General features: G+C 65.3%; 21 protein-coding genes. 12 read left to right on the top strand and 9 right to left on the bottom strand.

Annotated features, from left to right (window positions below; translation table 11 throughout):
- The first annotated feature begins 314 nt into the window (after positions 1-314).
- The 6 genes from ACQ5BL_RS21630 (at position 315) to ACQ5BL_RS21605 (ending at position 8,232) form a co-directional block, all read left to right on the top strand.
- Positions 315-1,205 carry a bile acid:sodium symporter family protein gene (locus ACQ5BL_RS21630; RefSeq protein ID WP_243807040.1) on the top strand — a complete coding sequence of 297 codons (891 nt, stop codon included), beginning with the start codon at positions 315-317 and terminating at the stop codon, positions 1,203-1,205.
- 423 nt (positions 1,206-1,628) lie between these two features.
- Complete coding sequence (locus ACQ5BL_RS21625) at positions 1,629-2,168, top strand: fimbrial protein (protein WP_243807039.1); 540 nt, start codon at positions 1,629-1,631, stop codon at positions 2,166-2,168.
- Between the two features lie 91 nt (positions 2,169-2,259).
- The gene (locus ACQ5BL_RS21620; RefSeq protein WP_243807038.1) at positions 2,260-3,009 is read left to right on the top strand and encodes a fimbrial biogenesis chaperone; all 750 of its coding nucleotides are present in this window, start codon (positions 2,260-2,262) and stop codon (positions 3,007-3,009) included.
- A 502-nt stretch (positions 3,010-3,511) separates the two neighbouring features.
- On the top strand, positions 3,512-6,052 hold the full coding sequence (locus tag ACQ5BL_RS21615; RefSeq protein ID WP_243807037.1) for a fimbria/pilus outer membrane usher protein: 2,541 nt from the start codon (positions 3,512-3,514) through the stop codon (positions 6,050-6,052).
- 160 nt (positions 6,053-6,212) lie between these two features.
- Entirely contained in the window at positions 6,213-7,190 is a 978-nt protein-coding gene (locus ACQ5BL_RS21610; RefSeq protein WP_243807036.1) for a fimbrial protein, read from the top strand.
- Between the two features lie 742 nt (positions 7,191-7,932).
- Entirely contained in the window at positions 7,933-8,232 is a 300-nt protein-coding gene (locus ACQ5BL_RS21605; protein WP_243807035.1) for a LasR-specific antiactivator QslA, read from the top strand.
- A 306-nt stretch (positions 8,233-8,538) separates the two neighbouring features.
- On the opposite strand, the gene ACQ5BL_RS21600 is transcribed toward ACQ5BL_RS21605, so the two are convergent.
- Both ACQ5BL_RS21600 and ACQ5BL_RS21595 read right to left on the bottom strand, forming a co-directional pair.
- Positions 8,539-9,738 (bottom strand): benzoate/H(+) symporter BenE family transporter, encoded by a 1,200-nt coding sequence (locus ACQ5BL_RS21600; RefSeq protein WP_243807034.1) that lies wholly within the window; start codon positions 9,736-9,738, stop codon positions 8,539-8,541.
- A 13-nt stretch (positions 9,739-9,751) separates the two neighbouring features.
- Entirely contained in the window at positions 9,752-10,354 is a 603-nt protein-coding gene (locus tag ACQ5BL_RS21595) for a LysE family translocator (RefSeq protein WP_243807033.1), read from the bottom strand.
- Between the two features lie 173 nt (positions 10,355-10,527).
- Here ACQ5BL_RS21595 and ACQ5BL_RS21590 point away from each other — a divergent pair, with 173 nt between their 5' ends.
- Positions 10,528-11,169, top strand: coding sequence for a hypothetical protein (locus tag ACQ5BL_RS21590; RefSeq protein ID WP_243807032.1), 642 nt, complete (start codon positions 10,528-10,530; stop codon positions 11,167-11,169).
- Here ACQ5BL_RS21590 and ACQ5BL_RS21585 read toward each other — a convergent pair.
- Complete coding sequence (locus ACQ5BL_RS21585; protein WP_207887120.1) at positions 11,166-11,609, bottom strand: MarR family winged helix-turn-helix transcriptional regulator; 444 nt, start codon at positions 11,607-11,609, stop codon at positions 11,166-11,168. The two genes, ACQ5BL_RS21590 and ACQ5BL_RS21585, sit on opposite strands and share 4 nt — an antisense overlap.
- An 82-nt stretch (positions 11,610-11,691) precedes the next feature.
- On the opposite strand from ACQ5BL_RS21585, the gene ACQ5BL_RS21580 reads away from it, so the two are divergent.
- The 4 genes from ACQ5BL_RS21580 (at position 11,692) to ACQ5BL_RS21565 (ending at position 15,181) form a co-directional block, all read left to right on the top strand.
- A complete protein-coding gene (locus tag ACQ5BL_RS21580; RefSeq protein ID WP_243807031.1) occupies positions 11,692-12,858 on the top strand; it encodes a PLP-dependent aminotransferase family protein in 1,167 nt (388 codons plus the stop codon).
- Between the two features lie 9 nt (positions 12,859-12,867).
- On the top strand, positions 12,868-13,470 hold the full coding sequence (locus ACQ5BL_RS21575; protein ID WP_243807030.1) for a glutathione S-transferase family protein: 603 nt from the start codon (positions 12,868-12,870) through the stop codon (positions 13,468-13,470).
- Positions 13,471-13,771: 301 nt separating this feature from the next.
- Entirely contained in the window at positions 13,772-14,233 is a 462-nt protein-coding gene (locus tag ACQ5BL_RS21570) for a bacteriohemerythrin (RefSeq protein WP_243807029.1), read from the top strand.
- A 99-nt stretch (positions 14,234-14,332) separates the two neighbouring features.
- The gene (locus ACQ5BL_RS21565) at positions 14,333-15,181 is read left to right on the top strand and encodes a cache domain-containing protein (RefSeq protein ID WP_243807028.1); all 849 of its coding nucleotides are present in this window, start codon (positions 14,333-14,335) and stop codon (positions 15,179-15,181) included.
- 57 nt (positions 15,182-15,238) lie between these two features.
- On the opposite strand, the gene folE is transcribed toward ACQ5BL_RS21565, so the two are convergent.
- The 4 genes from folE to ACQ5BL_RS21545 all read right to left on the bottom strand — a co-directional run bounded on the left by folE (position 15,239) and on the right by ACQ5BL_RS21545 (position 17,640).
- Positions 15,239-15,784, bottom strand: a complete 546-nt coding sequence (gene folE, locus ACQ5BL_RS21560; RefSeq protein ID WP_024765420.1) for a GTP cyclohydrolase I FolE — start codon at positions 15,782-15,784, stop codon at positions 15,239-15,241.
- A gap of 132 nt (positions 15,785-15,916) precedes the next feature.
- Positions 15,917-16,474, bottom strand: coding sequence for a Smr/MutS family protein (locus ACQ5BL_RS21555; protein ID WP_207887125.1), 558 nt, complete (start codon positions 16,472-16,474; stop codon positions 15,917-15,919).
- Positions 16,475-16,552: 78 nt separating this feature from the next.
- Positions 16,553-16,873 (bottom strand): hypothetical protein, encoded by a 321-nt coding sequence (locus ACQ5BL_RS21550; protein WP_207887126.1) that lies wholly within the window; start codon positions 16,871-16,873, stop codon positions 16,553-16,555.
- Positions 16,874-17,043: 170 nt separating this feature from the next.
- Entirely contained in the window at positions 17,044-17,640 is a 597-nt protein-coding gene (locus ACQ5BL_RS21545; protein ID WP_207887127.1) for a cysteine hydrolase family protein, read from the bottom strand.
- 178 nt (positions 17,641-17,818) lie between these two features.
- Between ACQ5BL_RS21545 and prmB the strand changes: the two genes are divergently transcribed.
- Positions 17,819-18,733, top strand: coding sequence for a 50S ribosomal protein L3 N(5)-glutamine methyltransferase (prmB, locus tag ACQ5BL_RS21540; RefSeq protein WP_207887128.1), 915 nt, complete (start codon positions 17,819-17,821; stop codon positions 18,731-18,733).
- 126 nt (positions 18,734-18,859) lie between these two features.
- On the opposite strand, the gene ACQ5BL_RS21535 is transcribed toward prmB, so the two are convergent.
- A complete protein-coding gene (locus ACQ5BL_RS21535; protein WP_243807020.1) occupies positions 18,860-19,645 on the bottom strand; it encodes a hypothetical protein in 786 nt (261 codons plus the stop codon).
- Positions 19,646-19,691: 46 nt separating this feature from the next.
- Positions 19,692-20,723 carry an alpha/beta hydrolase gene (locus ACQ5BL_RS21530; protein WP_243807019.1) on the bottom strand — a complete coding sequence of 344 codons (1,032 nt, stop codon included), beginning with the start codon at positions 20,721-20,723 and terminating at the stop codon, positions 19,692-19,694.
- Positions 20,724-20,726 lie beyond the last annotated feature (3 nt).

Raw genomic sequence — 20,726 nt, 5'->3', positions numbered from 1 at the left:
ATCCGCCGCGTACTTCATGGCGCATAACCTGTTCCAGGTTATGCGCCCTGCAATGCTGCCCCTCATCCTTGCACCACTACTGCCATGAGACGCGTACAGATGTGTATGCGTCTGGAGTTTCCTGTAGGAGCGGGCCATGCCCGCGATCGCGCGCATGGCGCGCTCCTACAGGGAGCCCTTCAGCATGACCCTGCTCCGTTCGTCACAAAACGCCGCATTCTGTTACAGAGAGGAATGGTTCTCGCCCTCAACGCCAGCTACAAACGCTGTAACGGCCGAAGGAATCGGCCGACATCAGTTGGAGAATAACGACAATGACCGACAGCCCCTTGCTGACACTCTTCTTGCCCATTTCCCTGGGCATCATCATGCTCGGCCTTGGTCTGTCCCTGACGATCGCCGATTTCGTCCGCGTCGTGCGCTATCCCAAACCGGTCATCATCGGGCTGGTCTGCCAGATCATCCTGCTGCCGCTGGCCTGCTTCCTCATCACCCTCGGCTTCGCCCTGGAAGCCGCGCTGGCCGTGGGCATGATGCTGCTCGCCGCGGCGCCCGGCGGTACCACCGCCAACCTCTACAGCCACCTGGCCCACGGTGACGTGGCGCTGAACATCACGCTGACCGCGGTGAACTCGGTGATTGCCATCCTCACCATGCCGCTGATCGTCAACCTGTCGCTGCTGTACTTCATGAATGACGGCCAGACCATCCCGCTGCAATTCGGCAAGGTAGTGCAGGTATTCATCATCGTCCTCGGCCCGGTGGCCATCGGCATGCTCATCCGCCGCCAACTGCCGAGCCTGGCGGCGGCGCTGCAGAAACCGGTGAAGATTCTTTCCGCGCTGTTGCTGCTGGTGATCATCGTTCTGGCGGTGGCCAAGGACTGGTCGACCTTCGTCGCGTACGCCCCGATCGTTGGCGCGGCAGCGCTGTGCTTCAACCTGCTCAGCCTCGCCGTCGGCTACTGGGTGCCGCGCCTGCTCAAGCTGCCCAAGCCACAGGCGGTGGCCATCGGCATGGAGATCGGCATCCACAACGGCACCCTGGCCATCGCCCTGGCGCTCAGCCCCATGCTGCTGAACAACAAGACCATGGCGATCCCGGCGGCGATCTACGGCGTGCTGATGTTCTTCACCGCCGCGGCCTTCGGCTGGTGGGTGAGCCGTGGCGTGGTCAGGACTGTGCCGGAAGAGGCGACGGCCTGAGGTTTCCCCCTCTTCCTCAGGGAGAGGGAGCAGTCCGAGCCGGCTGACGCCAAGGTTGCATCCTGCGCCGAACAGTACCCTCTCCCCCGGGGAGAGGGTTAGGGTGAGGGCCAACCCGAGCGCAGATATATCTTGTAGGAGCGGACTAGCGGACTCTGTCCGCGATGCGCCCAACGCCACAGCTTCCGGAGAATCCGCCGGCGGATAACGCTTCGGATTTATCGCCCTACATGTACTTCACTCAACTACCTCGGAAAAGCGCAGCTATTCGTGCATGAACAAGTGGGTCTTCAACAGGATTTTTCCTACGCAGTGACAGGGGAATTACGGTAGGGCGAGTGAGCGGGGGAACCCAGAATCTAGCCATCTCCTCCACCCACGACGGTGGTTGGGTTCCCCTGACTCATGTAGGAAACCTGGCAAATGAAAAAGTCCCTGATCTCCCTCGCTACCTTGGTTGCCCTGGTCGCTGTTGCCCATCAGGCCCAGGCTTCCGACGGCACCATCAACTTCAACGGCAAGGTGCAGGACGTTACCTGCACCATCAAGATCAACGGCGCCGGCACCGGCGATGGCACCGTCACCCTGCCGACCGTTTCCAAGACTTCCCTGGCCGGCGTCGGCACCACCGGTGGTGACACCCAGTTCACCATCGACCTCTCCGGTTGCACCGGCAGCGAAGTCAGCGGCAACCCCGGCGTGGCGGTCTTCTTCGAGCCTGGCGCCAACGTCACCTCCCAGGGCCGCCTGAAGAACACCGGCAGCGGCGCCCCGGAAGTGGACCTGGTGGTCTTCCGCAACGGCTCGGCCCTGCAACTGGGCGCTGCACCGGCTTCGGCATTCACTAATATCTCGGGTGCCGGCGCCAGCATGCCCTTCACCGTGAAGTACTACTCCAACTCGGCGACCCCGAGTGCGGGCGAAGTGAAGTCCAGCGTGACCTACTCCATCGTTTACCCCTAATAACGGCGCAATACCGGCAGTGCAGCGCGAGGGCGATCGCAACGATCGGCCCTCGCGTAGTCTGGATCGTCACGTTCAACACGAGGTGCACATGAAACGTACTCTGCTCGGTAGTCGTGCCTGGGGGCTGCTGATGGCGGCGTGCCTGATGATTGGCCAGGCGCAGGCCTCCATCGTGATTACCGGAACCCGCGTGGTGTACGACGCGGCCCAGCGGGAAGTGACGGTCAAGCTGAGCAACGACGGCCAGTCGCCCATGCTGGTGCAGTCTTGGATCGATGAAGGCAACGTCCAGGCGACGCCGGATACCTCCGCCGCGCCCTTCATGCTCACCCCGCCCATCGCGCGGATTGACCCAAGCAAGGGGCAGGCGCTGCGCGTCCGCTACACCGGGCAGAAGAGTCTGCCGCAAGACAAGGAATCCCTGTTCTGGCTCAACGTGTTGGAGGTTCCCCCGTCGTCGGCCGAAGGGCAGAACAAGCTGAAGATCGCCTTCCGCAGCCGCCTGAAACTCTTCTATCGCCCCGCGGGATTGCCGGGCAACCCCACGGTCGCAGCCGAGCAACTGCAATGGCGCCTGCAGCAGAAGGGTGCCGAGTGGGCACTGGAATGCCGCAATGACAGCCCGTACTACATCTCCCTGGGCAAGGTCAGCGTGAGTGGAGGCGGGCAGACCGTCAGCCCGACCCTCGACATCAACTCCAGCATGCTCGCCCCCGGCGAACGCAAGGTGCTGCCGCTCAAGAGTGCCGCCGCCCTCGCTTCGGGCGCCAAGGTGGATTACACGAGCATCAGCGACCTGGGCGCCATGATCGAGCATTCCCAGTCCCTCAGGCCCTGAACCTTCCCGCAGTCGCTCCTCCTCGGGCCAGTGCCAGCCACTGGCTCCGGACCTTCCCTCCACATCCCCCAAAAACACGTACCTAGGCTGCGCGGGCCGTCCTTCGTCCAGGTGGACAGCAGGGTAATGGTTAGGAGAATTCCTACATGTGTGTTGGGAAAGTACGGTAGGGCGATTCGTGCGTCAGGCGGAAACTGAACCCATCGCTTCCGCACTGGCCCGCCAGGCGGAGACCACTTCGAACCTGGGTTCAAGCCATGGAAAAGCTGCTGATCACCGTTCCTGAAGACGCCGTGTCACAGGCGTCATCCCGCCTCCGGGTACCGGGGCCGCGTCGACGGCCCACCGGGCACATCCGGGCCACGGCGCCCTGATCCGAGCGGCCAGCTCCGCTCAAACCGCTTCCGACAAGGCTCCGTCCAGACACCCGCCAACGCGCCGGGAGGAGCCCGTTTATGCCCGAGAACAAGGGGCGTCCGCTGGACACCCACGAGGCTCAATCATGAACAGCACATGTCATGTACCGTCACCCAAGCTCATGGCCTTCCCGCTCAAACCGCTGGCGCTGGCCGTTTGCCTGCTGAGCGGTCTTTGCTGCGGCCTGGCATTGGCGGGGCCGGATGACGGTGAAGTGGCCAACTTCGAGAGCGACATGCTCTGGGGGCAGGGTGCACGTTCGATGAACCTGTCGCGCTTTCGTGAGAGCAACCTGGTCGAGCCGGGCGTCTACAACCTGGCCGTGCAGCTCAACGGAACGCCGCTCGGCTCCCAGGACATCCGTTTCGTCGCCGGCGACCAGCCCGGCCATGGCAAAGCCTGCTTCTCGCGCCTCCAACTGGAGCAGTTCGGCGTCAAGCTCGACCAACTGCCGCAGGACAAACTGACCGGCAACTGCCTCGACCTTGCCAGCCTCATCGAGGGCGCCAGCGCCAGCGTCGATGTCGGCGAGCAGCGGCTGGACCTGAGCATTCCCCAGGCCATGCTGCGCCGCAACCCGCGCGGCTACGTCAGCCCCGAGCGCTGGGACCGTGGCGTCAACGCTGGCTTCCTGGACTACAACCTCAACGGTTACCAGAGCACCAGCCAGGGTAGCGATCAGCGGACCGCCTATGCCAGCCTCAACGGCGGCCTCAACCTGGGCGACTGGCGTCTGCGCCAGCGCTCGTCGCTCAACTGGGGGCAGGACGGCAAAAACCTGCAGAACCTTGCCACCTTCGCCCAGCGCGACGTCGACTCGCTCCGTTCCCAGCTCACCCTGGGCGACGCCTATACCGATGGCGACCTGTTCGACTCGGTCCCCCTGCGCGGCATACGCCTGAACAGCGACGAGCGCATGCTGCCCGACTCCCAACGCGGCTACGCGCCGGTGGTTCGCGGCATCGCCGCCACCAACGCCCGCGTCACCATTCGCCAGAACGGCTACATCATCCACGAGGAAACCGTTGCCCCTGGCGCCTTCGAGATCAGCGACCTCAATCCTACCAGCGACAACGGCGATCTCGACGTCACCGTGACCGAAGCCAGCGGCCAGGAAAGTCATTTCACCGTGCCGTTCTCCTCGGTGGCCCGCTCCCTGCGCCCCGGCATCTCGCGCTATACCGCAAGCGTCGGCCAGGTGCGGGACCTCTCCTATGGTTACAGCCCCTACGTCGCCCAGGCCACCTACCAGCGCGGCGTCACCAACAGCGTCACCGCCTACACCGGCAGCTCGCTTTCCGACGGCTACACCTCCCTGTTGCTCGGCGGCGTACTCAATACCGAATACGGCGCTTTCGGCGCGGACCTGACCCAGGCCACCACCGACCTGGAGAGCCAGCAGTACAGCGGCCGTTCGCTGCGCGTCAGCTACAACAAGCTTCTCCAGAGCACCGGCACCAACTTCACCGTGGCCTCGTACCGCTATTCCACCGATGGCTATTTCGGCCTCAACGATGCCCTGAACGCCCGCGACCAGCTCCAGCAGTTCGGTAACGAAAAGGGTGGCGCCGATGCCATTCGCCGTGCCCGTAGCCGCAGCGAAATCAACGTCAGCCAGAACATCGGGCGGGGCTACCTGTTCGTCAGCGGTTCGGTACAGAACTACTGGAACGACACGGGCTCCGACACCCAGTTCCAGTCCGGCTACAACCACAGCTGGAACTGGGGCAGCACCTCCGTCAGCGCCTCCCGGACCCAGGACGCCTTCGGTGGCTCCGAGAACCAGGTTTTGCTCAGCGTCTCCCTGCCCATCGGCACCACCGGTAGCAATCGCCCATACCTCACCAGTAGCGTCAGCCGCAGCAGCAGCGGTGCCAGCAACCTGCAGAGCACCCTGAGCGGCACCGCCGGCCAGGACGGCCAGATCAACTACGGCATCACCAGCGCCTACGACAATCCGGCCGATGGCCAGGGCGCCGCCAGTCTCGGTGGCAACGCCCAGTACCGCGACTCCTACGGCATCCTCAACGGCTCCGTGAGCCAGGGCCGTGACTACCGCCAGCTATCCGCCGGGATCGCCGGCTCCGTGGTTGCCCACCCCAAGGGCATCACCTTCGGCCAGACCCTGGGCGACAGCATCGCCGTCATCGACGCCCCCGGCGCTGCCGGTGCCCAGGTCAGCAGCGCCAGCAACGTCAAGCTCGATGGCCAGGGCCAGGCCGTGGTGCCGTACCTGACGGCCTACCGGGTGAATACCCTGGAGCTGGATCCCAAGGGCTTGTCCGACGATGTCGAACTCAAGAGCACCACGCAGGATGTGGTCCCTCGCAGCGGCTCGGTCATGCTGGTCAAGTTCGAATCGGTCACCGGCCACGCGCTGCTGGTCCAGAGCCGCCAGGCCGATGGCAGCCCGCTGCCGTTCGGGGCCAGTGTTTATAACGAGAAGGGACAGGAAGTCGGTGTGGTCGGGCAGGGCGGCAAGATATTTGCCCGCGTCGAAAGCGATCACGGCAAATTGAGCGTTGCCCTGAGTGCAGAGCAACGCTGCCAGATCACTTACAACGTGCCGTCCCGCAAAACTGCCAGCGCCGGACTGGAAACCCTGGATGCGCCCTGTGCCCTCTGAGGTGAGGAGGAAGAAAGTGCGCGCTTGCGGTTCGGCGGGCGCTCCCAGCGTTGGCTGGTGAGGAGAATGGGTGGCTGCGCTTTCCGGTGTCTATGGTAGACGGGAGGGTTTGACGATGAGGGGACTTCCAGTGTTTTCACCCATGATGAGGGGGAGCCGCATGTGGCGTTGTTGTTCGTTGCGTTTGATCGCGCAGGCGCTCTGTCTGTTCCTTGTCCTGCCGGGTGCGGCGCAAGCGCTCTGTACGCGGAGTGCCGTACTGGGTTCGTTCGCCTTGTCGATGGGGAGCGCGATCACGGTGCCGGTCGACGCTCCCGTTGGGACGATCCTGCGCAGCACGACATTCAGGGTGCCGGGCGTTAATGCAGGAGCGCAGTACGCCACGTGTGACGGTGGCGGAGGAAACATCTATTGGGCGTACAAGGCAGGGCCTGTCGTTACCAATCGAATGGTATTCACCTCCTCCAGCGGTATCGGCTATCACGCGACACTGACCGACTTCGGTCCGCTGGATGCGCGGCAGGTTAAGGGGGCCAATGCCAAACCCACCTTCGCGGCCGATCAGTATGTGACCGTGGACCTGGTCAAGACTGGTCCGATCTCTCCGGGTACCTACCGTTTTCAGAACAATGGCGTGGTTGGAATTTTCTTCGTGGGTGACGCTTCGCTGGAGTATTTCAGGGTGACGGGGAGTGATTTTACGGTCCAGAGTACATCGTGCCTGGTGAACACCAAATCGGTGGACGTCGATATGGGTACTGTCACTCCCACGGAGTTGCCCAGCGTGAACAGTGTTTCATCAAGGGTGAGCAACTTCTTGCTGGACCTCAGTTGCCAGTCAGGATCGAACGTCTATGTGACGTTCACTGACAACCAGAACCCCACCAACTCATCGGATCGTCTGGGGCTGGCGAGCGGCTCCAGTGCTGCCGGCGTGGCCATCCAGATTCTCAAGGACGGCACGCCTGTCCGCTTTGGGCCGGATGCCAGCGCGCCCGGAACCTTGAACCAGATACCGCTGGGTGCCGCGCCGGACGGGAAGCTCACGGTGCCGTTGGCGGCCCGTTACATTCGCACCGGCACCCTGGTGCCGGGGAGCGTACACGGCGTTGCTACTTTCACCTTCAGTTATCAGTAGCAAGGATGAATGACCTGTTGCGCTATCCGCGGCAACGGCGATGGCGGATAGCCCGATCCGGGTTATGCGCCCTGCAAGGCGTACCGCACTTTGCGGGATTCCTGTAGGAGCGGGCCATGCCCGCGAACCGCCCAGCGCTGGCGGATGACGGTGGGTATCGCTACGCCCCACCCATCCTACGCAAATGCGACAGGATACTGGGGAAGTGTCCTGCACAAGCATCGGAAGAGCCTGTAGCATCGCGCATTGCTGCGCCTGCAAGGCCGCCGGTAAGGTTTCCGGGTCGCGACGGTTGTCGTGACCTGGGCGTGGAAACCCGGTGTTGTCTTACGTAGGCGCGGTAGCGCCATGGCAGTTCGGCTGGCGCTTTTTTGTGCCCGTCGATTGCTGTCTATGGCGGGCCGTGCGAGGCGGGCTTCGGCCCGGCCGGGTCCTACGTAGCCGGTATTTCCACCCTTGCACGGTCCCGCCACCCTTCCGTGGAAAGATAGGTGCGTGGGTTCCTCAATCACTACGTAGGAATTCAATGCAGATGCGCTACCGCGCTTTTACCCCCGGGCTCCGCCCGCGAACCTCCCTCGACATCCTTCTACTCGGCAGTCCTGCTCGCCGGCCCCCAGCGGCGCTCGCGCCCGCCTGAGGTATGCGGCAGATCGCCGGGCGCCGTTTGCCCGGCGATCGTTTGGCATTCCGGTCATTCAGTGGCCGCGCCGGTCGGGCGTGGCAGACAAGGAGTCCGTCAATGGATCGTAATTCACCCGAAACTTCCCAGGCCTTCTGGGCCAACGTGCCGTCCGCTGACGGCCAGCCCGGCGTGAGCCTGGACTGGCCGGAAGACTGCCAGGGCGCCATGGACGACGCCGTTCAGCGTGTCGAACGCTGGTTCTGCGAACACCATAAGTCCAGCCTGTGGATCGCTCTGTTCATCGGACGCGACAAGCAGGAGGGAGGCTGCCAGCGGGTCGCCTATGAAACGGCTTTCCTCTGGCGGTTGCAGCAGCGCTTGATGGCCAGCACTGCCGGAATCGCCCCGGAGGCTTGACCGCAGGCCTGTGGCTTCAGCACTGCTGGCTTATCGCGGACGAAGTCCGCTCCTACGGGGCGAGTCGTACGGGGGCAATGGAGTCGCAGCGCAGTGCGGTGTATCTGCGTACGACCGCCCCACGTTGCCGATCCATGTCCGCGAAGGCTCCCCGTTGCACCCGCGTTGCAGGATAAACACCTGTAGGAGCGAGGGGGACGCCATCGTTCTTGCTCGCGAACCCGCCCAACTCCAGAGTCGCCGGGAGGCTCTGTTCGCGAGCAAGCTCGCTCCTACGAAGAGCACGCCGCCGGGCGACGCGCCCGGTCAGGGCGCGCGGCGCCAGTTCAGCACCAGTTGGGTCAGCAGCCCCGCAACCAGCCCCCAGAAGGCCGAACCCACGGAGAACAGGGTGAAGCCCGAGGCGGTGACCAGGAAGGTGACCATCGCCGCTTCGCGCTGGCGGGCGTCGGCCATGGCGTTGGTCAGGCCGTTGGTGATCGAGCCGAGCAGGGCCAGTGCCGCGATGGACAGCACCAGCGCCTTGGGCAACGCGGTAAACAGCGCCGCCAGGGTGGCGCCGAAGATGCCGGCGACGCCGTAGAACAGCCCGCACCAGAGCGCGGCGGTATAGCGCTTGTGCGGATTCTCGTGGGCTTCCGGGCCGGTGCAGATGGCCGCGCTGATGGCCGCCAGGTTGATGCCGTGGGAGCCGAAGGGGGCGAGCAGCAACGAGGCGATGCCGGTCACCGAAATCAACGGCGAGGCGGGCACCTGGTAGCCGTCGGCGCGCAGCACGGCCAGCCCCGGCATGTTCTGCGAGGCCATCGCCACGATGAACAGCGGGATGCCAATGCTGATGGTGGCGGCCAGCGAGAAGCTCGGCATGGTCCATACCGGTCGGGCGATTTCCAGCTGGAAGTGGCTGAAGTCGAGCAGCCCGAGGAAGCCGGCGAGGGCGACGCCCACCAGCAGCGCAGCGAATACCGCGTAGCGTGGCGACAGGCGCTTGGCCACCAGGTAGCTGAGGAACATCGCCACCACCAGCAGGGTTTGCTGTTCGGCGGCATGGAGGATTTCCACGCAGATGCGGAACAGCACGCCGGCCAGCAGGGCGGCGGCCAGCGCGCCGGGCACCTGGCGCATCAGGCGGTCGAAGCTGCCGGTGACACCGCACAGGGTGATCAACCCGGCGCAGACGATGAAGGCGCCGATGGCTTCGCCATAGGGCACGCCGGGCAGGCTGCTGATCAGCAGTGCGGCGCCGGGGGTGGACCAGGCGATGACGATGGGCGTGCGGTAACGCAGGGTCAGGCCGATGGTGGTCAGCGCCATGCCGATGGACAGCGCCCAGATCCACGAGGAAATCTGCGCGGTGGTCAGCCCCGCTGCCTGGCCGGCCTGGAACATCAGCACCAGCGAGCTGGTGTAGCCGGTGAGCATGGCGACGAACCCGGCGACGATGGCGGCGGGGGAGGAGTCTGCCAGCGGGCGCAGCGGCGCGGAGGCGGGAGTGGTGTCAGTCATGCACGAACTTCCATCAGGTGCGGGTGAACAGAGGGTAGAGCGAAGCGACCAGCAGCGCCGCCATGCCGACGTTGAACAGGCGAAGTCGCAGCGGGTCTTCCAGCCAGCGCCGCAGCAGGCTGCCGAGCACCGTCCAGACGCCCACGCTGGGCAGGTTGACCACGGCGAACAGGGTGGCGATCAGCACCACGTTGCCGATCCAGCTGTTGGCTGGCAGGTAGGTGGCGATGGCGCCCACGGCCATCACCCAGGCCTTGGGGTTGACCCACTGGAAGGCGGCAGCCTGGAGGAATGTCATCGGCCTGGCGCTGTGCTCGCCCTTGGCCTCGGGCGCGCCGGAGCGGGCGATCTTCCACGCCAGGTACAGCAGGTAGGCGCCGCCAGCGTAGCGCAGCGCGGTATAGGTGGCCGGGAAACGCTCGAACAGCTGGTGCAGGCCCAGGCCGACGGCGACCACCAGCAGCAGGAAGCCGATGCTGATGCCGAGCATGTGCGGAATGGTGCGGCGCACGCCGAAGTTCACGCCCGAGGCCAGCAACATCATGTTGTTGGGGCCGGGGGTGATGGAGGTGACGAAGGCGAACAGCACGAAGGCGCCGAGGAGTTCGATGGGCATGGCTCAGTACCGGTCTTGTTCTTCTGTGGGATGACTGTGCTTGCAGACTACTGCCGGTGGTGGGGGCTGTCCCGTAACAGCCAGTGGCCGAGTGGGCCGTACAGTCGCGCTGGGCAAGCACCGCCCCGGCGAAGTATGTTGCTTCTGCAACCTCAGCCTGGAGCCAATGTCCCTTGGACGAGAACCCTTACGCCGCGCCGAAGGTGGAGCTGGTGGACGCGCGTGCGCCGGAGCCTTTCCTGCATGGGCGCTGGAGCGCCGGCGGTTTGCGGCTGCTCGCGGGGTTGAGCCTGGCCATGCTGCTGACCGAGCTGGCCCTGCTCGGGCTGTCGGTCGTCAATCGCCTGCCCGGTGCCTCGGCCGTCGTCCAGTTGGAGGTGTGGATGAGTGTGCTGAGCGTATTGCTCGGCTGCTTCCTGACCTGGCGCTGCACCCGCTTCCTCGAGGATCGCTTCGCTGCTCGTGGCTTGCGCTGGCCAATGGCGATCTCGATCACCATGGCGGTGCTGATGCAGGTCCACAGCATGGTGTTCGACGTCGAGTTCAACGAGGTGCACAGTGCCGCGACGCTGGCGTTCCTGCTGATGTTCCTGCCCAGTGGCATCGCCCAGCTGTGGTACGGCATCCGCGTGCTGAAGATCCCGCTGCCATACCCCACGGTGAAGGTGATGGGCTGGTTCGACGTGATGGTCGGCGGGTGCCTGGCGACGGTCATCCTGTTCGTGCCCGGCACCCTGCTGGCGATGGCCAGCACCGTCCCGCTGGCGCTGATGTTCCTGCGGGGTGCGCGGGAGCTGGAGAGCGCGTCGGGTTAATCGTGCTCCTGCGGGTGGGCGATGGCCTGGTTCACCGCCATCCAGCCTTTCACCGCATCCTCGCCGGCCTCGCTGAAGGCGCGCTGCAGCAGGCGGTCCTGCTCGCGGCGCAGGGCCTTTTCCAGTTTGCTGCCTTCGGCGGTCAGCTCCAGCAGGCGCTTGCGCTTGTCGCTGTCGGCCGCTTCGCTGCGGATCAGGCTCATTTCCAGCAGTTGCCGCAGCGGGGTGTTCAGCGCCTGCTTGGTCACGCCCAGGGCGGCCAGCAACTGGCTGACGCTCAGGCCCGGATTGCGCGCGATGAAGAACAGGATGCGGTGGTGGACGCGGCTCAGCCCACGGCGGGCGAGCATCTCGTCGGGCTTCGCGGTGAAGGCTCGGTAGCTGTAGAAGAAGGCTTCGATGGCCTGGAGTTGAAGTTCGCTTTTTATTAGGTCAGGCATATTGACGTATCCGTCGTGGGCGTCGTAGCTTCGGTCAAGCAGTTTGACTTATTTTTCCGTGCTCCCGCTACCGGTGACCCCCATGGCCTTCTCCGAACGCATTGCCCGTCTGAAAAGCTCCCTGATCCGTGAAATCCTGGCTGCGGCGCAGCGTCCGGAAGTGATGTCCTTCGCCGGCGGCCTGCCCGCCGAGCCGATGCTGCCGAAGGTCGAATGGGCCGAGATGCCCAGGAGCATGGGCCAGTACGGCATGAGCGAGGGCGAGCCGGCGCTGCGCGAGGCGATTGCCGCCGAGGCGCGCGCCCTGGGCGTGCCCTGCGAGGCGAGCCAGGTGCTGATCGTCAGCGGTTCGCAGCAGACCCTGGACCTGGCCAGCAAGCTGTTCATCGATCCGGGCACCGAAGTGCTGCTCGAAGCGCCGACCTACCTGGCCGCGCTGCAGGCCTTCCAGCTGTTCGGGGCAAACTGCCTGACCGTGCCGCTGGGCGCCGAAGGTCCGGACGTCGCGGCCCTGCGCCAGCGCCTGGAGACCAGCAAGCCGTCCTTCGCTTACCTGATCCCGACCTTCCAGAATCCGTCCGGCGTGCGCTACAGCGAGCAGCGCCGCGATGAGGTCGCCGCCCTGCTCGACGAGTTCGGCGTGCCCCTGATCGAGGACGAACCCTACCGCGAGCTGGTGTTCGACGATGGCGCCGCGACCCCGCTGGTCAGTCGCCTGAAGAAGGCCAGCTGGATCTACACCGGCACCGTCTCCAAGACGCTGCTGCCGGGCCTGCGCGTCGGCTTCCTGATCGCCACCCCGGACCTGTTCCCGCACCTGCTGCGCCTGAAGCAGTCCGCCGACCTGCACACCAACCGCGTCGGCCAGTGGCAGGCGCTGCAGTGGTTCGGCACCGAGGCCTATCGTGGCCACCTGGCCGAGCTGCGCGACTTCTACCGCATCCGCTGCGACGCCATGCAGGCGCAGCTGGAGGAGCATTTCGCCGAGCTGGCCGAGTGGAACGTGCCGCAGGGCGGCCTGTTCTTCTGGCTGAAGCTCAAGCAGCCGCTGGATACCCGCACGCTGCTCGACGCGGCCCTGGCGCAGAACGTAGCCTTCATGCCCGGCGAACCCTTCTTCACCCAGCCGGATGCCAACCCCGGCTACCTGCGGCTGAACTTCAGCCACGTGGCGCCGGAGCGTGCGGGCGAGGGCCTGCGCCGCCTGGCCGCGGTGATCCGCGACGCGCAAGCGGCCAAGGCCAACTAAGGAGTGAGCATGTACACCGTCTACGGCGATCGACTCTCCGGCAACTGCTACAAGGTCAAGCTGGCCCTGCACCTGCTCGGCCTGCCTTACCAGTGGCGCGACATCGATATCCTCAAGGGCGAGACCCAGACCCCCGAATTCCTGGCGAAGAACCCCAACGGCAAGGTGCCGGTGCTGGAGCTGGAAGACGGCACCTGCTTGTGGGAATCCAACGCCATCCTCAATTTCCTCGCCGACGGCAGCGAGCTGCTGCCCAGCGAACCGCGCCTGCGCACCCAGGTGCTGCAATGGCAGTTCTTCGAGCAGTACAGCCACGAGCCCTACGTGGCGGTGGCGCGCTTCATCGAGCTCTACCTCGGCCTGCCCGAGGAGCGCCGCGAGGAGTACCTCGCCTGCCACAAGGGCGGCTACAAGGCGCTGAAGGTGATGGAGAAGCAACTGGAGCAGACACCGTACCTGGTGGGCGACAGCTACTCCATTGCCGACATCACCCTGTACGCCTACACCCACGTGGCGCACCAGGGCAGTTTCGATCTGTCGGACTTCCCGGCGATCAACGCGTGGCTGGCGCGGGTGGCCGACCATCCCCGGCATGTGACCATGCAGGGCTGAGCGTTCCGCTCCTGAAAACGCCGCTTCCCGTGAAGCGGCGTTTTTGTTCATGTCGACATGCCCCCTGTAGGAGCGCCCCATGGGCGCGATCACGGGCATGGCCCGCTCCTACAGGGATGGGCTTCATGCGACTTTCGTCTAAAAAGCGCCAAATATCATGGCCTTAGGATAATTTCACTTGACCCGCATCATGATGGCTTCGCTTCGCCCTCTCTAACCTTGCCCGGCTGCATGCGGTCGATCTGATGTGGCCGGGTGCGAGTGGCAGGCAGTGTCGTGGCCCGGCGGGTGAGGGGGAAAGATGGCCTATCTGGTCTGGCAGGACGATCTCGATACCGGGATTCAGGTAATCGATACGCAGCACAAGCGCATCGTCGAAATGATCAACCAGCTGCACGACGCACAGGCCCAGCACGACCGGGCGCTGCTGGGCAGCGTGATCGAGGAGCTGGTCGACTACACCCTGTCGCATTTCGCCTTCGAGGAGACCCTGCTGGAGGATTCCGGCTACCTGTTCACCCGCGCCCACAAGAAGGTGCACGAGCTGTTCATCAAGCGGGTCTCCGATTACCGCATGCGCTTCGAGTCCGGCGAGGATGTGGCCGATGAACTCAAGGGGCTGCTGGGCCGCTGGCTGTTCAACCACATCCGCAGCGACGACGCCAACTACGTGGAGTCGGTGAAGTCCAGCATGCAGGAACTGACCCGCGACCAGAGCCAGGGAGGCTGGCTGTCGCGTTCGATGAAGCGCTTCTTCGGCTGAATCATCAGGGATATCGGCCTATTCGCGACGCGAACCCCCAAAGGCTATCTATGCTCAGTGCTACATAACGACGAGATAGGCCATTGGGGGTTCATCGGTATGAAAACGCTGTTGAAATCGCTTTTGCTGGTTTCCCTGTTGACGTCTTCCTTCTCCCTGTTCGCCGCCCAGGCCTCCGCGCCGAGCGAGGCCAAGCGCGCCCAGGCCTTGCTGGCCAAGGCGGTGAACTACTACAAGAAGGAAGGAGACAAGGCCTTTGCGGCGTTCAGCCGCCAGGGCGAGTTCGTCGATGGTGATCTCTACGTCTTCGTGGTGGACAGCAAGGGCACCATGCTCGCCAGCGGCGGGCCCTCGGTGGTGCTGATCGGCCGCGACGTATCGACGACGCTCGATCCCGCCCTGCGCGAACAGTTCGCCAAAACGCTCGCCCAGCCGGCGACCGGCAAGGTGCAGCAGGCGGACTACCGCTGGAAGAACTGGGCCGATGGCCGCGTCGAGCGCAAGCATGTGTACTACGAGCGGGTGGGTGACCGTTTCATCGCCACCGGCTACTACCTGCCGCGCGCCACACCGGAGCGGGCAGTGGCGATGCTGGACAAGGCGGTGAAAGCCATCGAGGCTGATCCGGATGGCACATTCCGCAAGATCAACGCGCTCGATAGCAACTTCATCGAGGACGATCTCTACGTGTTCGCCGTCGATCTCGATACTTCGAAGTTCGTCGCCCACGGCTTCAACAGCCGTATGGTCGGCACCGACTTCGCCTCGCTGAAGGATCCGGGCGGCAACCCCGTCGGCCCCGCCATGCTGGATCTGGCGAAGGTCAAGGGGGAGGGGGAATTCGAATACCAGTGGCGCAACCCGGTGACCACCCAGGTGGAGCACAAGCACGCCTTCCTGCGCAAGGTCGGTCACTACATGGTTGCGGTGGGTTACTACACGCGCTGATCGACTGGCACAAAAAAACCGGCCCGAGGGCCGGTTTTTTCATGGCGGCGGTTCGCCTCAGCGGATCAGGCTGAGGAACTCGCTGCGGGTAGCGGCGTTCTCGCGGAACTCGCCGAGCATCACCGAGGTGACCATCGAGGAGTTCTGCTTCTCAACGCCGCGCATCATCATGCACATGTGCTTGGCCTCGATCACCACGGCCACGCCCAGCGCGCCGGTGACCTGCTGCACGGCCTCGGCGATCTGCCGCGACATGTTTTCCTGGATCTGCAGGCGACGGGCGTACATGTCGACGATGCGCGCGACCTTGGACAGGCCCAGCACCTTGCCGTTGGGGATGTAGGCGACGTGGGCCTTGCCGATGAAGGGCAGCAGGTGGTGCTCGCACAGCGAGTAGAGCTCGATGTCCTTGACCAGCACCATTTCGCTGTTGTCGGAGCTGAACAGGGCGCCGTTGACGATCTCCTCCAGCGTCTGCTGGTAGCCACGGCAGAGGTACTGCATGGCTTTGGCGGCACGCTTGGGCGTGTCGACCAGACCTTCGCGGGTGACGTCCTCACCGAGCTGGCTGAGGATCGCGGAGTAGTTTTGTTCCAGGGACATGGATCTACCTGTGGCAATGACAAATATGAGAACCGTGGCGCAGGGTAGGGCGCGCGGCCTTGGCTGGCAAGGGTGGAGTGCCGGTTGGCGCGTTATGCCTGCCCGGCTGGCGCCCATCGCTGTCCGGCCGGATTACTCGTCGCGGCCTTCGAGCATGGTGCGCCGCAGCATGACGTAGATGGCGCCGGTGCCGCCGTGGCGCGGCAGGCAGGAGGCGAAGCCGAGCACCTGCGGGTGCTGGCGCAGCCAGGTGTTCACGTGGCTCTTCATCATCGGGCTCTTGCCGTCGATGCGCGCGGCCTTGCCATGGGTGACGCGGACGCAGCGGACCTCGAAGCGGGTGGCTTCGGCGATGAAGTCCCAGAGGGTTTCGCGGGCCTTTTCGATCTTCATGCCGTGCAGGTCGAGGCTGCCTTCGAAGCCGATCTGGCCGGCCTTGAGCTTGCGCATCTGGCCTTCCTGGACGCCGTCGCGGGCCCAGTAGAGTTCGTCCTCGGGGCCGACATCGATGACGAACTGGTCGGAGAGGCCGTCCACCCGGATGTTCTCGACGCGCACGGTCGCGTTCTGCCGCAGCTCCTTGAGCTGCTTGCGGTCGGCCTTGGGCTTGCCGGTATCGGCCTGGTCCACGGTGATGCGCTTGACGCCGCGCATCTCGCGGGCGAATTGGGAAAAGTCGTCGTCTTGCATGCGCACCTCCTCGAAGAGCCGCGCAGTGTAGCGGATCGGGTCCGTCCTACGGAAATTCGCGCGCCGCTGCGCGGGTGCTCAGTCGCGCTTCTTCATCAGCCGTGGCGACAGGCTCAGGCCCTCGCGGCCCCGAGCCCGGCGGCGGGCGGCGCGCCAGAACATCACGCCCAGCCACAGGCCGAGCAGGCCGATGACCAGCAGGACGGCGCCGGCGCCCGGTTCGATGTGCAGCACGCCCACGGCGGGCTGGCGACGCAACAGCGCGGCGACCCCGGCCATCGTCGAAAGAATGCCGAGGGTGGCGATCACCGCGGCCAGGGCGGCGGCGAAGCGCCAGCGCCAGCGTCCCGGTCGCTTGGGACGCAGGGAGCGCGAATTGAAACTATCGGACAACTTCATCCCGACTTCCTCATCTGCTGAACGAGGCTATGACCGGTCAGGGTTGGAGGGGTTCCAACCCCGGGTGCGGGAAGCGCGGCGGGCCCGGCTTCCGCCGGGCCACGGGCTCTGCGCCTTAGCTGAGCCTAACCGCTGAGCGTTGTGGCTGCCGCCCGTCGGGACGGACGGTGTCAGACCAGTGCCTGGGCCTGCGACACCACCGCCGCGAAGTTGTCGCCCAGGGCGGCGATCTCAGCGCGATGCAGGTCGCGGGCGGCCAGCACGCCGCCTTCCGGGGTGGGGATGTCGCGAGTGGCGCAGGCGGCGTCCACCAGGGTGCAGCGGTAACCGTAGTCCTTGGCGGCACGCACGGTGGTGCTGATGCTCGAATGGGTCATGAAACCGCAGACGATCACGTCGAGACGGCCGTTGGCCTGCAGACGGTCATGCAGATCGGTGCCGGCGAAGGCGTTCGGCAGGCGCTTGTCCACCACCACTTCGCCCGGCAGCGGGGCGAGCTCGGGGAGGAACTGGCCACGCGGGCCTTGCGGGTCGAGCACGCCGCCACGCACGCCCAGGTGATGCACATGGACGATCGGGGTGCCCATGGCCCGGGCCGTCTCCAGCAGCAGGCGGATCTGCGCCACCGCCGCATCCAGGTCCGGCAGGGCCAGTACGCCGCTGCGGTACTCTTCCTGGGCATCGATGATCAACAGGGTGCTCTGGCGCAGCGCGGCCGGCGGATACCCGCGTCCACTGATCTGCAGCATGCTGAGCGGATGGGACATGTCTCAACTCCTGAATTTCCACGTGCCACCATTGTGGGCTGTAACGCGCCCCCTGTGAATCTTTGCGAACTCGCTCCAAAGTGGTATTGGCAAGAACAACGATAGCTGGTCGGGGCGCGCCAGCGGGTCGCTGTTCCGGTAGAATGCGCCCCTTTTTGCGAGCTGCGAGGACTGCGCCGTGACAGAATCCCGTTTGCTGACCCTGCGTGACCACATCCGCTGGGCGGTCAGCCGTTTCCACGCCGAGGAGCTGTTCTTCGGGCATGGCACCGACAACGCCTGGGACGAGGCCCGTCAACTCGTGCTGGGCGCGCTGCATCTGCCATGGGAAGTGGCCGATGCCTACCTGGATTGCCGCCTGGAGGACGAGGAACGCGAGTACCTGATGCACCTGCTGCGCCGGCGCATCGAAGAGCGCGTACCCACCGCCTACCTGCTGGGCGAGGCCTGGTTCTGCGGGTTGCCGTTCGTGATCGACGAGCGCGTGCTGGTGCCGCGCTCACCCATCGCCGAACTGATCGAGCGCCGCTTCGAGCCCTGGCTGGCGGATGATCCGGCGCGCATCCTCGACCTCTGCACCGGTTCGGGCTGCATCGGCATCGCCTGCGCCAGCGCCTTCCCCGATGCCGAGGTGGTGCTGGGCGACCTGTCCTTCGATGCCCTGGAAGTGGCGAACATCAATATCGAGCGCCACGAGCTGGGTGAGCGCGTCTACACCGTGCAGGGCGACGGCTTCTCCGGCCTGCCGGGGCAGCGCTTCGACCTGATCGTGTCCAACCCGCCCTATGTCGATGCCGAAGACTTCGCCGACATGCCGGCCGAATACCACCACGAGCCGGCGCTGGGCCTGGCCTGCGGCGACGATGGCCTGGACCTGGTACGGCGCATGCTGGCCGAGGCGGCGGACCACCTGACCGAGCGCGGCAGCCTGATCGTCGAGGTGGGCAACAGCCAGGTGCATGTGGCGGCGCTCTATCCGGAGGTGGACTTCACCTGGCTTGAGTTCGAGTACGGCGGGCATGGAGTGTTCCTGTTGTCGGCGCAGCAGTGCCGGGAGCATCAGGCGCTATTCAAGTCCCGCGTCAAAGCCTGAGTCCGAGCGGGCTTCAGCCAATCGCGGACGAAGTCCGCTCCTATGCGAGGGTGAGCTTTGGGTAGGAGCGGACTTCGTCCGCGATTGTTCGCCGGCCCCTCCGGCAGGTCGGCAGGGCGTTACGCCTCAATGCGTGGCAATCCAGATCAACAGCCCCGCCTGGAACACCGCGAACACCGTCAGGCAGCCGATGGTGAAGCGCAGGCTGGTGTCGTCGCGGCGGAAGGTTTCGATGCGCTGCTCCAGGCGACGGATTTCATTGGCCTGGGTGGCGAGGTTCTGGTCGGCCTGTTCGAGCATCGCGGCGGCATCCAGCAGCGGCAGGATCTGCACCTTCTCCTTGTGCCAATCGTCGTACAGCTCGCTGACCCGGCCGGCGTGATAGCGCGCCTTGAGCAGTCGCGAATCCTCGTAGATCACGTCGAAGCCCTGGGCGCGGAGGAAGTGGTCGCGGCGCTGACGGGCCTCTTCGTTCATGGCGTCCTTCATCGCCAGCGCACCACCCTCGACCCGGTAGTGCGCCCATTTCTTCTTTGCCCAGGCCACGCCCTGGGCCAGCAGGAAGCGGCCCAGGCCCCGGTTCATCGGTTCGGTGGCGAAGCCTGAGTCGGCGCCGAAGCGGATTTCCTTGTTGCGGTGGTCCGCCCAGACCTCCAGCAGGTTCACTTCCTTGCGCAGCACCTGGCCGGGCACCTGCACGGTCAGGCGCAGCAGGCTCTGCTCGGCGTTGTGGCGTTCGACCCGTCCGAGCTGGACGAAACGCAGCGGGCGCGCGCCGGTAGTGCGGTCGGTAGGCAGCGGCGCCAGGCGCAGCAGGCGGTAGTGCTCCGGGCCCAGTTCCGCCCACGGATGATGGCGGGCAGCGCTCTGGGCGGCACTTTCGTCGACGGAAGTGGATTCGGCTTGGCTCATGGGGCGATCCTCGAGCCCGGAGGGCGTGGCCGGGCTGTACCGAGAGTTATCGACGGATCGCGGCGTTTCTTGAGACGTCCGCTCCAGATGATGCGAGGGTGGCGTCGGGGAGGGTGCGGGTGGTCTTCACGAAGGCGACGATGCGCTGCACCAGTTCCCGCGCCAAGGGCAGGTTGGGGTTGTTGTAGGAGGCCAGTTGCTGTGGGCCGCTGGCCGGGACGATGCGCAGGATGTGGTTCATGCCGTCGATCAGGTACAGCTGGCTGTCGGGCTTTGCCTGCTTGAGCGCCAGGGCGTCTTCCTCGCCGACCTGGATGTCGTGGCGGCCCTGGAGGATCAGCGTCGGCATCTTCAGCGCGGCGAAGGCGCGGGCCGGGTCCTGGCGGAACAGCGAAATCAGGTAGGGCTGCACGCTGGGGCGGAACAGCGCGAGCAACGGCTGCGGCACCCGCGGTTGCAATTGGCCGGCGTTGAGACCGTCGATCAGCTGGCTGGCCTGGGCCAGCAGAAGCGGCGGCAGACGGCCCTGCAACTGCTCGCGCAGCACCTCGCCGATGGGGCGGGAACTGCCGGAAATCGACACCAGTTCGTCGGCATGGGACGCCGGGGCGGCCAGGCTGGCGATCAACGCGCCTTCGCTGTGGCCGATCAGTACCTGGCGGCCGAAACGCGGGTCGCGCGCCAGCCTGTCGCTCCAGGCGACCACGTCGGCGACGTAGCCTTCGACGCTGAGTTCTTCCTCCCGTGGCGCTGCCGGCAAGCTGCGGGCCACGCCGCGCTTGTCGTAGCGCACGCTGGCGATGCCGTTTTCCGCCAGCGCCTCGGCCAGCTTGCGCAGGTAGGCGTTCTGGCCGCCCTCGGGGTTGTTGCCGTCGCGGTCGGTGGGGCCGGAGCCGGCGATCAGCAGGGCGAGCGGCGGCGGGGTGGCGCTCTGCGGCAACAGCAGGGTGCCGCGCAGTACGCCGTGGCCGGTGTCCAGGTCATAGGGGCGCTGCAGGATGCTGCTGGGTGTGGCGTGGACGGTCGAACCGAGGAGGCCGGCGAACAGGCAGAGACAGAGGAGGGCGAGACGGCGCATCGA

The sequence above is a fragment of the Pseudomonas sp. B1-22 genome (assembly GCF_050474425.1).
GTDB lineage: Bacteria > Pseudomonadota > Gammaproteobacteria > Pseudomonadales > Pseudomonadaceae > Pseudomonas.
The sequence above is the reverse complement of the archived record's forward strand: the minus strand, read 5'-3'. Positions and strand labels throughout refer to the sequence as shown.

Coding starts and splice junctions, on each gene's coding strand:
- ACQ5BL_RS21630 (WP_243807040.1), top strand. CDS start 315: ATGACCGACAGCCCCTTGCTGACACTCTTCTTGCCCATTTCCCTGGGC.
- ACQ5BL_RS21625 (WP_243807039.1), top strand. CDS start 1,629: ATGAAAAAGTCCCTGATCTCCCTCGCTACCTTGGTTGCCCTGGTCGCT.
- ACQ5BL_RS21620 (WP_243807038.1), top strand. CDS start 2,260: ATGAAACGTACTCTGCTCGGTAGTCGTGCCTGGGGGCTGCTGATGGCG.
- ACQ5BL_RS21615 (WP_243807037.1), top strand. CDS start 3,512: ATGAACAGCACATGTCATGTACCGTCACCCAAGCTCATGGCCTTCCCG.
- ACQ5BL_RS21610 (WP_243807036.1), top strand. CDS start 6,213: ATGTGGCGTTGTTGTTCGTTGCGTTTGATCGCGCAGGCGCTCTGTCTG.
- ACQ5BL_RS21605 (WP_243807035.1), top strand. CDS start 7,933: ATGGATCGTAATTCACCCGAAACTTCCCAGGCCTTCTGGGCCAACGTG.
- ACQ5BL_RS21600 (WP_243807034.1), bottom strand. CDS start 9,738: ATGACTGACACCACTCCCGCCTCCGCGCCGCTGCGCCCGCTGGCAGAC.
- ACQ5BL_RS21595 (WP_243807033.1), bottom strand. CDS start 10,354: ATGCCCATCGAACTCCTCGGCGCCTTCGTGCTGTTCGCCTTCGTCACC.
- ACQ5BL_RS21585 (WP_207887120.1), bottom strand. CDS start 11,609: ATGCCTGACCTAATAAAAAGCGAACTTCAACTCCAGGCCATCGAAGCC.
- ACQ5BL_RS21580 (WP_243807031.1), top strand. CDS start 11,692: ATGGCCTTCTCCGAACGCATTGCCCGTCTGAAAAGCTCCCTGATCCGT.
- ACQ5BL_RS21575 (WP_243807030.1), top strand. CDS start 12,868: ATGTACACCGTCTACGGCGATCGACTCTCCGGCAACTGCTACAAGGTC.
- ACQ5BL_RS21570 (WP_243807029.1), top strand. CDS start 13,772: ATGGCCTATCTGGTCTGGCAGGACGATCTCGATACCGGGATTCAGGTA.
- ACQ5BL_RS21565 (WP_243807028.1), top strand. CDS start 14,333: ATGAAAACGCTGTTGAAATCGCTTTTGCTGGTTTCCCTGTTGACGTCT.
- folE (WP_024765420.1), bottom strand. CDS start 15,784: ATGTCCCTGGAACAAAACTACTCCGCGATCCTCAGCCAGCTCGGTGAG.
- ACQ5BL_RS21555 (WP_207887125.1), bottom strand. CDS start 16,474: ATGCAAGACGACGACTTTTCCCAATTCGCCCGCGAGATGCGCGGCGTC.
- ACQ5BL_RS21550 (WP_207887126.1), bottom strand. CDS start 16,873: ATGAAGTTGTCCGATAGTTTCAATTCGCGCTCCCTGCGTCCCAAGCGA.
- ACQ5BL_RS21545 (WP_207887127.1), bottom strand. CDS start 17,640: ATGTCCCATCCGCTCAGCATGCTGCAGATCAGTGGACGCGGGTATCCG.
- ACQ5BL_RS21535 (WP_243807020.1), bottom strand. CDS start 19,645: ATGAGCCAAGCCGAATCCACTTCCGTCGACGAAAGTGCCGCCCAGAGC.
- ACQ5BL_RS21530 (WP_243807019.1), bottom strand. CDS start 20,723: ATGCGCCGTCTCGCCCTCCTCTGTCTCTGCCTGTTCGCCGGCCTCCTC.